This is a genomic window from Patescibacteria group bacterium, from assembly GCA_018819405.1.
In the GTDB taxonomy this organism is placed as follows: Bacteria; Patescibacteriota; Patescibacteriia; order UBA1558; family GWA2-36-10; genus XYD1-37-29.
On the sequence record JAHJQF010000001.1, the window covers coordinates 345,589 to 357,837 of the forward strand.

Consider the following 12,249-nt stretch of genomic DNA (forward strand, 5'->3'; position numbering starts at 1 on the left):
GTTAAGGTTTAGTCCAATTCCTCTATTTCAATTCCATGGGCTTGTAAAAGAGCCGCGAAGACTCCTAGACCTTTCTTTTTTTGTCCTGAGAAGTCCCCGGTATATATGTGAAGTGCCCCACAAGTGGGGCTACCGGATTTAAGTAACACTTTTTTTATTTCGTTTTTTTGAATAATATCCAAAGCAAGTTTTGCTCCCTTGATAAATACTTCAGTGTAATCAATACCATATTTATCTACTATTTTGGCTTTACCAGCCAATACATCTTTGCCATCGCCGCTTGATATTTCGCAAGCAGGCCTGGGAGTTGGCAATCCAGCTAGCACTTCCGGGCATATTATCAGAGATTTGCCTTTTAAAAATTCTTTTATAGCTTTAGGATTATTTTTACCTTTTTCATTCCAGCGGCAGGGTATACCTAAGAGGCAAGCGCTTATTGCTTGATTTAAATTATCTTTGTTTTTATTGTCCTCCATATATTTTAGCAAACTATTATTTTTGCTGGAGAGGGGAGATTTTTCATCACCCCTCTCTGGGGGATTGACTAAGGCTGCAGAGTGCTCTCGCAGGCCATGATGCGTTTCAGGACTTCGGCCGTATAGCGGGTGATCTCCTCGGGTTTGGCCGTGGAAAATGAGTCGGACCACATGCAGACCGGTTCCTGCTTGGGAATGTAGACACCAAGTTCGGCGAGCATTTGGTTGACCACCGGCTTGTCGGCCAGGATATCATAGAGAGGCGAGAGGTAGGTCAAGCCGAAGTCGGCATAAATTTTCTTGAGGGGGACCATAAATTCATCGGTCTGTTCGGGGTAGTCCTTCTGGCGTTCGGCATAGCCGTCGAGGATCAGATGGATGCCGAGCTCCTGGGCGTATCGGGCGGCGGAGTAGTTCATGATCAGCTTGCAGGCCAGGCAGATCAGCAGTGTGCTGAAGCTGCGTTCTCTGAAATCGGCTTCAATTTGCTGCATACCGACTTGGCGCATCATCATGCTAACGCGTTTCATCTCGAAGATGATGTCGTTTCCAGGGTTGAGGTCTTGGATTATGCGCAGCTGCCGCTTGGTGGAATCCAGTCGACTGAGCAGGCCGTTGTCGATCAGGAGAAGATGGAGTTGGCTGGCCGGAAAGGCCTTACAGAAAGCAGCGGCCACAGCACTGCTGTCACGTCCGCCGGAAAAAAGCAGGACAGCGCGTCCGTCAAAGTCGGGGACAGAGTTTATGATCCTTTCATGCACCAGCTGGATAGCTTGAGTCGCTAGTTCCTTCATTTCGTGCTCCAATCGTTGGTGTTGTTGATTGTGGGTGAACAAAGTGCTGTTGTCTGAACTTTACTTGAAATTAGCAAAAAAATCAAGTTAAATTTTTGGTAAAAAAATATCGTTCAAAACAAACTACAACGCATTTACTATTTGTTCTACTGTGCCACCCCATCCCGTATAGCTACTTCGTAGCCACGGGACGCGGTCAAAAAGTGAGCTTCCGCCAGCTGGCGGATAGCTCGTTTTTTGATTTTTTGATATAATGAATTTGTTATTAAAATAAAAACATGAAGCTAGATAAAAAAACTTATTTATTGTGTTAGTATCTTTTCTTGCATTTCTTATAGTTAGGAATACTTATGACCCTAGTGTTAAATTACAAGTTATAAAAGTCGCATTACTTTTAACAACTTTAACATTTATTATAAAAGAAGCCTTTTTTAATCTAAAAGAATTAAAAAATCCTTTCAATACCCCTACTCTATATTTTTAATTATATTAGGATCTTTAGGATTCTTTTTATTTGTGTTTAATAAATCTAAAAAATTTCAGAAGTTTATTATTAAAAGGTATCAGTCTTTTTCAAAAATTATTTTTTATACTTTTATGCTGGCTTTTATTTTTTTAATTACATCTATGATTACTCCATTTATTTGGGGCTAGGATATTTTTTTTCTTTATTAAAAATGTTAAAAATTAAGAATACTATATTGTAATTTTCCCCAATCCATGGTTCCCGCCTACGCTTTCGGGAGGCGTTTTTATTTAGCTTAAAATAGAGCTAGGTTTGAAAATACGATATAATTACAGCTAGTATAAAACCATTTAAATAGCCATAATAGTAGCTTTGTGGTATATTATGTCTATAGACATAGCATAACTATTAAATAAAAATATTATGAAACTTTTAATAAATTGGTTAATTTTGACCTTAGCGGTGTTAGGGACTTCGTATATTTTACCAGGCGTTTCTATTGGTGGTTTTTGGGCGGCTTTGATAACAGCTTTGGTGTTGGGTGTTGTAAATGCATTTATCAAGCCGATATTATTGTTTTTGACTCTACCGATAAATATTTTGACACTAGGGCTTTTCACTTTTGTTATAAATGCATTATTAATACTTTTGGTATCAGCCATTGTTTCTGGTTTTAGTGTAGCAAATTTTTGGTGGGCACTTCTATTTAGTATAGTGATAACAGTTTTAGTTTATATTTTGAACAAAATAGTTAAATAATCTTTTAGCTTATAATCAAGATCCGTAATGGACACCAATCAAAGATTCCCAGTTTTATTGGGGATTTTTGTTTGATTAAAATATGGTATAATCCAGAGTGTTATTAAAATAAAATTATAAAATTATTAATTGTAATATTTGTTTTGATTGTAATATTTTTATTGTTGCTATCAATGGGTTTGCTTTCTAGGTATGATCTTGGTCCAGAAGAAATACTTTTAAAATTATTTGGCAATTAAATTTATATAAACCTATTTTTGTTTTGAGTTTTTTGATATAATAAGCTTAATATTATTTAAACTAAAAAACATGGATGTAAAAAATAGTCCGGCGAAACATTTTATTGTTAGTTTTTTTTCACTGTGCTTTGTTCTTATTATGCATTTTTTGTTTAATATAGAATGGACAACATCTTTTGCTCGTACGGCCTTTATTCTCTTATTTATTATTCTCATTATTGGACCTTTATTTAGAATAAAAGTTCCCAGCAAAAAAATGTCCCCGATGATGAATCCATGGAGCTGGCGTGGTGAATTAGGTATTTGGTTTACTATTATGGCCTTAGCTCATTTTATATTACTACTTATTGAGCAACCACTTACCCAACTAATAAAAATAGGTGGATCTGGATATAGCCTGACAAATTTTATTGGCTTAATTGCTTTGATTATATCAATAATATTATCCTTTGCTTCTTTGGGAAAAGTAATTAAATTTTTGGGTGTTATATCATGGAAAGTATTGCATAGTCTGACTTATGTAGTTTTTTATCTAGTTGCTTCTCATTTGATTTATTTTCAATTTTTCTCAAGCTATGGAAAAGTAGGTCCTGATTGGTTTGGGTGGATATCGGTGGTTGCTATGACTTTAGTCGTTATATTACAAATAATAGCTTTTGTTAAAATAGTTACTAAACAAAACAAAATTCGATGATATAATTTAATCCTAAGGTTTTAAACTTATTCCACCTCCTCATTTCACTGCTACGTTGGGAGGTGGGTTGCGGTAATATTATTTTAATCAAAGCATTCCTTTTCTAGGGGATGGTTTTTTGATATACTGAATATGTTATTAAAATAAAAATATGAAACTATTTAAAAATCAAAAAGGATTCAATGATGTAGTTACTATCACTATATTAGGAGGAATAATAGGAGCTTTATTCATTCTAGGAGTATTTGTCTGGAAAGAGATAGATAAACAAAATACTCTCAATGATTTGTATAATAAGTTGTCTGGCGTTGTTAAGGTTGAGGAAGAAAAAGTTGAAGTAGAGGAAGAATGGTTAACTTATACTAGTGAAGAATTGGGTTTTAGTTTTGATTATCCAAGTAAACTCGGTGTATTTAATTTAAACATTTATAAAGATTTAGAATTAAATGAAGGGTCTGGTGCTACGGGTAGCTCTTTTATTGCTTTTGATGAAAATAAAAATATTTACTTTGGAGGTGCTAGCGATAATTTTTCTGCGGGTAGAGGGGCATCTTTATTAGACTCCAGAGGTTATATATTAAAAGACGATAATTATTTTTTAAAATTATATACATTAGATAGAGACCCAATTTCTATAGAGCCAGTGAAAATTATAAATACAAACGATGGCACAGAAATATTATTGTTAAAAAAAGATTCATTTGATTCTCCACAACTTTTAATAGATGATAACGAAGTGGTAGCTGTTATTAACCTTAATAATAATACATTTAAGGGCATAATTTTCAGAGATTCAGATTGGGGTTTATTTTCACAAGAAGAATTTGAAGAAATGTTAATTAGTTTTAAATTTTTAGATAATAATATGGCTATTGATTACTGTGAGTCAGACGACGATTGTGTGCCGGCCACATGTTGCCACCCTACAAGGGTCGTAAATAAAAATTATGCACCTGACTGTGCAGCTGTAGCTTGTACATTCTCTTGTGAGGGACCGTTAGATTGTGGTGCTGGGCATCCTGCATGTGAAAATAATAAATGTGTAATTGCTGAAGGTCGCTTAGAATAGAGGTTTATATATTATTGTAAATAAAGTTATGAAAGCAGAAGAAATAAAAAAAGTAGTTCAAGATAATTACGGCCAATTAGCCAAACAATCTACCGGTTGTGGTTGCAAATGTAGTTGCAGTTCAGATACTAGTCAAACAATTTCCAAAAGCATTGGTTATTCGGATGAAGATATAGAGTCTGTGCCCGAGGCTAATATGGGTTTGGGTTGTGGCAATCCAATTGCTATTGGCAACATCAAAGAAGGAGATGTTGTTTTGGATCTTGGCTCGGGAGCAGGTTTTGATGCTTTTTTGGCCGCCAAAAAAGTTGGCAAAACTGGCAAGGTTATTGGCGTGGATATGACCCAAGAAATGATTGCCAAAGCTACTATATTGGCCAACAAGTATAAATATCAGAATGTAGAATTCAAATTGGGGGAAATTGAAAACCTACCAATAGAGGACAATTCTATTGATATTATCATTAGTAATTGTGTGATAAATTTGGCGCCAGATAAATTAAAAGTATTTCAGGAAGCTTATCGAGTTTTAAAGCTAGGTGGAAAAATGTATATTTCCGATATTGTTTTACTTGAAGAACTATCAGAAGAGCAAAAAAACAATAAAGACTTGATAGCCGGCTGTGTGGGGGGCGCTCTTTTAAAAGATATTTATATTGCCAAAGTAAAACAAGCTGGTTTGCAGGTAAAAATTTTAGGAGAAAACAAAGAAATTAGTAAAGAGCAATATCATGGCATTCCACTGGAAAGTCTATCTTTAGAGATTAGTAAATAGCTTAAATTAAAAAACTATTCTAAACAGAATGGTTTTTTGATATACTTAATTTATGAAAAAATTATTTTTGTTATTATTACTAATTTTACCAATTTTTTCCTTTGCTCAGGAACAAGTAAGAGAAGAAATGTTTAAGGCTCGTGTTATTGAGGTTGTTGATCAAAAAGAAATCACTGATGAAGCCGGTAGTATTATACAGCAAAATTTAAAATTAAAAGGTTTGGATGGCAGCTTTGAAGGCAAAGAAATATTTTTTGAGGGAATTAGTGAATTTCAAATTCTATCATCTCATACTTATAAATTAGGCGACAAGGTTATAGTTAGTTATAGTCAAGATGTTGGAGGAAATGACGTATTTTTTATTTTGGATTATGATAGAAGTGGTCCTATTATATGGTTGGCTATAATTTTTATTTTTAGTGTTTTAGCTATTGGTAGATGGAAAGGGTTCCGTTCGTTGATTGCTTTGGCACTTAGTTTTTTGGTGATTTTAAAATTTATAATTCCCCAGATACTCAATGGAGCCAATCCAGTCATGATTAGTGTCGTAGGGGCAATCATGATTTTGATTTTTGCTATTTATTTTACCCAAGGTATAAATAAAAAAGCTCATATAGCCAACTTATCACTGGTTATTTCTTTGCTTTTTATAGCCTTACTGTCATTCTGGTTTACAAAGTTGGCTCAATTGACTGGCTATTCAGAGGAAGCTTCTTATTTGGTAGGTATAAATCAAGGTAGTTTAAACTTACAGGGTTTATTGTTGGCGGGCATACTAATTGGTACTTTGGGAGTTTTGGATGATGTAATAATAAGTCAAGTATCTACCGTAGAGCAACTGAAGCAGGCTAATCCTCAGTTGACTAATAAGCAGATATATACCAGAAGTTTGAAAGTGGGCATTGATCATATTAGCTCTATGATAAATACTTTATTTTTTGCTTACGCTGGGGCTTCTTTACCTTTGCTTATGTTGTTTACCCAAAGTGATATTAGTGGTCTTAGTTTTTCTCAAATAGTGAATAATGAGTTTATTGCTACCGAGATAATTAGAACATTATTGGGTAGTATAGGTATTATATTATCTGTTCCTATTGCCAATTATTTGGCCAGTTATTTTTTGAAATCAGAAAAACTTTAGGTATATAAAATATAGATGATTGATATTTTAGATTGGTGGTTTATAGCTATAGACTATTTATGAAGTGTGATATACTATATATATTAATAAAAATATTATGGTAATGAAAAAAAATCAGGCGTCCCAGGACATATTTACTGAGACAGGTAGACATATTATAAATCAATCTGTAGCCATACTCTGTGATGGAAATAATATTGAAAGAAGTATTCATGATATTTCCAAAAATCAAAATGCCATGATTGATTTTGATAAGGTCATACCCAAACTATTAAATGGTAGGGGTCTAAATAGGTTGTTATATTTTCGTGAGGGCAAATCTATCTCTTCCAAATTTGCCGAAAGACTGCACGAAAATTATTATGGCTCAGTTATACCATGTCATAAATCAGCTGATATTCCTCTGACAATCAAAGCTACTCAGCTATCCTCAAAGGTGGATACTATCATCATAATGTCAGGTGATTCTGATTATGTAGATTTGGTGGATCACCTAAAGGGCGAAGGTGTAAGAGTAGAGATAGCAGCTGTCAAAAAAACCGCTGCAAAGATACTTATTGATGAAGCAGATTATTTTTATGAGATTACCAAGGAAGACTGGTTTGTTTATAAGGCTCCAAACAAATATAGCAATAGGTGATAGTATAAATGAGATATTATAGAGAGTATATAAAAATCATTCCAAAGTGGATGATTTCTTGGTATAATATATTTATGATAATGAGAAAAATTTTTCTTATCTTAGGATTATTAATATCAACTTATCTTTTTACTGCATCTGTCATCGGCTATGCAGCTGATGACAATTTGAGTAATAGACTCAAAGGCTATGTTCTTCTTCAAGTAGAAGAACATGGCGAAGCTTGGTATGTAGAGCCTAATGATGCCAAAAGAATATACATGAAAAATGGAAACGTTGCCTATGATGTTATGGGTGATTTTGGTCTAGGAATTACTAATGCTGACTTAGCTAAAATACCAGTAGGCTTTGAAGATAGATTTTTTTGTATTGATAATGACAACGATGGATTATGCAATAAATTAGAAGAAGGTTTAGAAACAGATATTAATAATCCAGATTCTGACGGCGATGGGTATACTGACAGGATAGAAATAGAAAGCTTATATAATCCTTTGGGAGAAAGTAAGATAAAATATGATTATCAACTGGCTAACAGACTAAGAGGTTATATAGTTTTGCAGGTAGAAAAAAATGGTCAAGCTTGGTATATCAATCCCCAAGATGCCAAAAGATATTATATGACGGATGGCGAAGCCGCTTATCAAATTATGCGCTATTTATCATTGGGAATCACTAATGCAGATTTGGCTAAAATAGATATATCAGACTACAAAATAGTAGAAGATATTCCGGCTCCAACTCAATATTGTGGAGATAATATTTGCAACAACAACGAAACATGTAATACCTGCGCGCCTGATTGTGGAGTGTGTCAAGCTGCAGTTTGTGGTAACAACAAAAAAGAAGCAGGTGAAGAGTGTGATGGCAGTCAAGGTGTAGCAGAAGGTTATATTTGTAATAGTAGTTGCCAACTTGAACAGATAACAGATACTCCTGAATGTGGCAACAATATATTAGAAACTGGAGAAGAGTGCGATGGTACAGCAGGCATAAGTCAGGGCTATGTTTGTAATAATTTTTGTAATTTGGAAGCCGTCTCATATTGCGGTGATGGAGCTTGTGATTTTCCTAGTGAAGACCAAAGTAGTTGCTCGGCTGATTGCAGTTTGGAGGGGCCAGAGGATCTTTTTAATATGGATGACATGCTAGATGTTTCAACATTAAATACTCAGATAAAAGATGTTTATACTGTGTTTACTGATTTAGGAGAATTGAGAGCAGCAGATGTACAATATTATGTAGGTAATTGGTACGGAGTTGATATATATAATACTGGCACAGTTTATTTTCCGAGAAACATCCCAACTCAAAATCTTGGCAAAGCAGCTATAATGCAAGGTTATTCTAAAGATGTCCAGACCGGCCCCAATTTTCTAGAAGATTTTGCTCAAAATACTGCTTTGATTTTTGGAATTCCTGTTTATTCATGTTCTTGTGGTTATCCGGCCGAAAAATGGGGCTATGCGTCTGAGTCAGCTATGTCACAAGATTTTAGGCTTAAAATGATAGAAGATAATGATCTAAATAGAAATGTGGTTATACCTTTAACAATGGATTATATGAGAGCTATGACTATGTTGGGTAGTTTTTCGGAGATAGGCAATCCGACACAATTTGTTACTACTGGCAGCTCAAAACGTGGTTATGCTCAGTGGGTGTTAGCGGCAGTTGATTCGCGAGTCAAGGGTTTTATGTCTAATGCATTTTCGGCTCCTGATCAGGTAAATTTTTGGCAATTGATCAAAAATGAATTTGGTAATGATAGTTTGTATGGAAATGCGGATGATTCTTTGGCTTGGTTAGCTACCTGGCCTGGGGAGCAGTATCAATACTATTATGATCCGATAAAATTTTCTTATAAATTAAAAAAACCACTTATAGTTAATATTGGCACAAATGATAGAGACCCGATCACTTCATTAAATTCATTATTTTTGGCACTATCACAACCCAAAGCCTATGAGATAGTAGCCAATTATCCTCATGGTTGGGGAAGTACACAACACCTGGCTAATTGGCGTTCAATTATAGATAGGACATTTTTTGGCAGGAAAACGCCTATTATTAATGTAAATAATTCTGGGGATAATATTGAAGCAACGATTACTGGCGCTGAAACTATCAGAAGTGTTAAATTGGTTTATGGTTTAAATTATAATGATCTTAGTGAAGATATGTATGCCAAAGAAGGAGTCTGGTATGAATTGGATATGGAAAATCAAGCTGGTAAATATATTATTTCAAAGAATTTTTTACCAGATCAAGATGTAGCATATTATATAGAAGTGCAAGATGAGAAAAATGGCATAAACTCATATACTTCAAGTATTGTTTATATAAAATAATAAAAAACAAGAAAAATAGCAAAAAACATCGACCAAACCAATAACTTGATTTTATGTCTATAATCAGTTAGAATAGCTTATAATTATATTAATAAAGCAATATGGCAAAAAGAAGACACGCAGTTGGCCGAGCACAGAAAACCAGCTCCAAAAAAACCAAAAAAAGATTGGAAGCAAAAAGAGTTATGCTTGAGGCAAAAGCCAAAAAAAAGAAAAAATCATAATCCATATAAAGACCGTCCTCTGGGCGGTTTTTGTATAAAAGTATAAAAGCAACTCATTTGCATTTATTTTTTATTTATGATAACCTATTTTCATGTATGCAGATATATTAAAACAATCCGGTTATAAATTGACTCGTCCCAGACAGTTGATTTTGGAGTATTTGAAGAAAAATGAGCATCCTATTGCGGCTGGGGATATTTATAAAGCTCTAAAAAATAAAATAGATAAAGTGACTGTTTATAGGATACTGGGGGTATTTGAAAAATTAGGTATAGTTTTTAAGGAATTTTCTGGCAAAGAATTTTTATACTATTTGTCTGGTAAGCAACATCATCATATTATTTGCCAAAAATGTGGTTACTCACAATGCATTCCTTGTAGCCATGTATTTAAGGGTATAAAAAATTTTAAAAATATAAAGCATCATCTGGTTTTGACCGGTTTGTGTAATAAGTGTAGTAAATAATAAAATCTATGTTATTAAACATTATTTTAGCGACTATTTTAGTCAGTGTTGTATCTTTGCTGGGCATAATTGTGGTTTTTAAAAGAGAAAATAAAAATTTTCTCAAATCATTAATCTCAGTAGCCGCGGGTGCCTTACTCGCTGTAGCATTTTTAGATATGTTACCTGAAGCAGTGGAATCTGAAATCTATGATACACATCAGATTTTTATGACAGTTTTGATCAGTGTGGTATTTTTCTTTTTGTTAGAGAGGGTTTTTCATTGGCATCATTGTCATTGTCAGACTCATGGTAAGCCAAACAAAAAAAACAAAAATAATTTGGCGATCATCAATTTGATTGGTGATGGTATTCATAATTTTGTAGATGGCGCTTTGATTGCCTCATCATTTTTGCTAGATTTTCACGCTGGTGTTTTGGTAACTATTGCCGTGATACTTCATGAGATACCACAAGAGATAAGTGACTTTGGAGTGTTGCTTTATGCAGGGCTTTCAAAGAGTAAGGCTATTTTGTATAATTTACTGACAGCTTTGATTGCAATAATTGGTGCTTTGGTATTTTATTATTTTGGCACCAATGTAGAAAATATTATACCGCTAGTGATTGCTTTTGCAGCGGGTAATTTTATTTATCTTTCAACAGCGGATCTTATTCCCGAACTTCATCATGAGGAAGATAAAAAAAAGATTATTGCTCACTCTATCTGGTTGGTGGTGGGGGTATTACTTATGTATATAGCCGGAAACATTTTTCCGCACGATTAATAGCATTATGATTTATAGCAAAAAGACCAGTTTCTCTGAAATTGGTTTTTTAGGTGGGGAGAAATTTATTTGAAAGAAATATTTTTTTAGGCTCGTATTATTTATTATATTGAAGGCAAATTATTTTTTTGTTATAATAAAATTTACAAAAAAGATTAACTAAAAAATATATGAACAAGACATTAGCTACAGTGATAGTCAGCACTATTTTGGGCGGTTTTTTTGGCTCATATCTGAGCGGCAATTATGCTAGCCAGTTGCCTTGGAATAATAGTTATGGTTTAGGTATACAACAAAAATTTATAGCTCAAAATAGTGATGATTCTACAACTTTGCGGGAAGAAAAAAATAGAGAAGAGGCTATTATTAATGTGGTAGACAGAGTGGTACCATCGGTTGTGTCTATTGCTATAGAAAAAGACGTGACTCAAAATTTTCAGGTAGATCCATTTTTCAATGGCTGGCCATTTTTTTATAATATACCTCAACAGCAGCCACAAAACCAAGAACCAGATTGGCAAAAAGTCGGTGGCGGTACAGGCTTTATTATTTCTTCTGACGGTTATATCCTGACAAACAAGCATGTAGTCGCAGATAATGATGCCAGGTACAAAGTCACTTTAAATAATGGTACAGAATATGATGCCAAATTAGTAGGCACCGACTTATTCAATGACATTGGCGCCTTAAAGATTGAGGCAAAAGATTTGCCAACTTTGGAGTTGGGGAATTCTGATAATTTAGTGATTGGTCAAACTGTTATTGCTATTGGTAATGCACTGGCTGAATTTTCCAATACTGTCACAACTGGTGTGGTCTCAGGCATTGGTCGATCTATTGTCGCTTCTAGTAGTCAGGGCTCATCTGAAAAACTGGAAGATGTTATCCAAACTGATGCAGCCATAAATCCTGGAAACTCTGGCGGGCCATTATTAAATCTGGACGGTCAGGTCATCGGTATTAATACCGCTGTATCAAATCAAGGGCAGCTGATAGGTTTTGCTATCCCTATTAATTCGGCAAAGTCTATTATAAAAAGCGTAACTGAATCAGGGGAGATAATAAGGCCGTATTTGGGAGTAAGATATATAATGCTTTCAGCAGATATTGCCAAGGCAAATAATTTAGAGATTGATTATGGTGCTCTTATAATCAGAGGTGACGATCAAACTCAATTGGCAGTTGTACCAGGTTCGCCAGCCGACAAAGCAGGTATTCTAGAAAATGATATTATTTTGGAAGTAAATGGTCAAAAACTGAGCGAGGATTATCCATTGGCTAAAGCAGTTAGTCAATACAGTCCAGGACAGGAAATAAAATTAAAAATTTGGTCCAAGGGTCAGGAAAAAGAAATAAAGGTAAACTTAGAAAAGTATAATAGTTAGTAAAA

12 protein-coding genes are annotated in these 12,249 nt (G+C 34.2%); 10 read left to right on the forward strand and 2 right to left on the reverse strand.

Annotated elements, in window-relative coordinates; genetic code table 11:
* Positions 1 to 8: 8 nt before the first annotated feature.
* Positions 9 to 476, reverse strand: a complete 468-nt coding sequence (locus KKH39_01810; protein MBU1202757.1) for a DUF523 domain-containing protein — start codon at positions 474 to 476, stop codon at positions 9 to 11.
* 68 nt (positions 477 to 544) lie between these two features.
* Positions 545 to 1,270 (reverse strand): 7-cyano-7-deazaguanine synthase, encoded by a 726-nt coding sequence (locus KKH39_01815; GenBank protein MBU1202758.1) that lies wholly within the window; start codon positions 1,268 to 1,270, stop codon positions 545 to 547.
* Positions 1,271 to 2,159: 889 nt separating this feature from the next.
* On the opposite strand from KKH39_01815, the gene KKH39_01820 reads away from it, so the two are divergent.
* The 10 genes from KKH39_01820 (at position 2,160) to KKH39_01865 (ending at position 12,244) form a co-directional block, all read left to right on the forward strand.
* A complete protein-coding gene (locus tag KKH39_01820) occupies positions 2,160 to 2,495 on the forward strand; it encodes a phage holin family protein (protein MBU1202759.1) in 336 nt (111 codons plus the stop codon).
* A 378-nt stretch (positions 2,496 to 2,873) separates the two neighbouring features.
* Positions 2,874 to 3,428 (forward strand): ferric reductase-like transmembrane domain-containing protein, encoded by a 555-nt coding sequence (locus KKH39_01825; protein ID MBU1202760.1) that lies wholly within the window; start codon positions 2,874 to 2,876, stop codon positions 3,426 to 3,428.
* 151 nt (positions 3,429 to 3,579) lie between these two features.
* Positions 3,580 to 4,497 (forward strand): hypothetical protein, encoded by a 918-nt coding sequence (locus tag KKH39_01830; GenBank protein ID MBU1202761.1) that lies wholly within the window; start codon positions 3,580 to 3,582, stop codon positions 4,495 to 4,497.
* Between the two features lie 28 nt (positions 4,498 to 4,525).
* Positions 4,526 to 5,272, forward strand: a complete 747-nt coding sequence (gene arsM / locus KKH39_01835; GenBank protein ID MBU1202762.1) for an arsenite methyltransferase — start codon at positions 4,526 to 4,528, stop codon at positions 5,270 to 5,272.
* Between the two features lie 52 nt (positions 5,273 to 5,324).
* Positions 5,325 to 6,413, forward strand: coding sequence for a YibE/F family protein (locus KKH39_01840; protein MBU1202763.1), 1,089 nt, complete (start codon positions 5,325 to 5,327; stop codon positions 6,411 to 6,413).
* Positions 6,414 to 6,510: 97 nt separating this feature from the next.
* Positions 6,511 to 7,053, forward strand: a complete 543-nt coding sequence (locus tag KKH39_01845) for an NYN domain-containing protein (protein ID MBU1202764.1) — start codon at positions 6,511 to 6,513, stop codon at positions 7,051 to 7,053.
* An 8-nt stretch (positions 7,054 to 7,061) separates the two neighbouring features.
* The gene (locus tag KKH39_01850) at positions 7,062 to 9,401 is read left to right on the forward strand and encodes a PhoPQ-activated pathogenicity-related family protein (GenBank protein MBU1202765.1); all 2,340 of its coding nucleotides are present in this window, start codon (positions 7,062 to 7,064) and stop codon (positions 9,399 to 9,401) included.
* A 316-nt stretch (positions 9,402 to 9,717) separates the two neighbouring features.
* Entirely contained in the window at positions 9,718 to 10,092 is a 375-nt protein-coding gene (locus KKH39_01855; GenBank protein ID MBU1202766.1) for a transcriptional repressor, read from the forward strand.
* Positions 10,093 to 10,100: 8 nt separating this feature from the next.
* Positions 10,101 to 10,859 (forward strand): ZIP family metal transporter, encoded by a 759-nt coding sequence (locus tag KKH39_01860; protein MBU1202767.1) that lies wholly within the window; start codon positions 10,101 to 10,103, stop codon positions 10,857 to 10,859.
* A 170-nt stretch (positions 10,860 to 11,029) separates the two neighbouring features.
* Complete coding sequence (locus KKH39_01865) at positions 11,030 to 12,244, forward strand: trypsin-like peptidase domain-containing protein (protein ID MBU1202768.1); 1,215 nt, start codon at positions 11,030 to 11,032, stop codon at positions 12,242 to 12,244.
* The last annotated feature ends 5 nt before the right edge of the window (positions 12,245 to 12,249 follow it).

What these genes read in the sequence shown, in the direction of transcription:
- KKH39_01850 (MBU1202765.1), top strand. Translation starts at nt 7,062, where the DNA reads ATGAGATATTATAGAGAGTATATAAAAATCATTCCAAAGTGGATGATT.
- KKH39_01830 (MBU1202761.1), top strand. Translation starts at nt 3,580, where the DNA reads ATGAAACTATTTAAAAATCAAAAAGGATTCAATGATGTAGTTACTATC.
- KKH39_01840 (MBU1202763.1), top strand. Translation starts at nt 5,325, where the DNA reads ATGAAAAAATTATTTTTGTTATTATTACTAATTTTACCAATTTTTTCC.
- KKH39_01815 (MBU1202758.1), bottom strand. Translation starts at nt 1,270, where the DNA reads ATGAAGGAACTAGCGACTCAAGCTATCCAGCTGGTGCATGAAAGGATC.
- KKH39_01865 (MBU1202768.1), top strand. Translation starts at nt 11,030, where the DNA reads ATGAACAAGACATTAGCTACAGTGATAGTCAGCACTATTTTGGGCGGT.
- KKH39_01845 (MBU1202764.1), top strand. Translation starts at nt 6,511, where the DNA reads ATGGTAATGAAAAAAAATCAGGCGTCCCAGGACATATTTACTGAGACA.
- KKH39_01860 (MBU1202767.1), top strand. Translation starts at nt 10,101, where the DNA reads ATGTTATTAAACATTATTTTAGCGACTATTTTAGTCAGTGTTGTATCT.
- KKH39_01810 (MBU1202757.1), bottom strand. Translation starts at nt 476, where the DNA reads ATGGAGGACAATAAAAACAAAGATAATTTAAATCAAGCAATAAGCGCT.
- KKH39_01820 (MBU1202759.1), top strand. Translation starts at nt 2,160, where the DNA reads ATGAAACTTTTAATAAATTGGTTAATTTTGACCTTAGCGGTGTTAGGG.
- KKH39_01825 (MBU1202760.1), top strand. Translation starts at nt 2,874, where the DNA reads ATGCATTTTTTGTTTAATATAGAATGGACAACATCTTTTGCTCGTACG.
- KKH39_01855 (MBU1202766.1), top strand. Translation starts at nt 9,718, where the DNA reads ATGTATGCAGATATATTAAAACAATCCGGTTATAAATTGACTCGTCCC.
- arsM (MBU1202762.1), top strand. Translation starts at nt 4,526, where the DNA reads ATGAAAGCAGAAGAAATAAAAAAAGTAGTTCAAGATAATTACGGCCAA.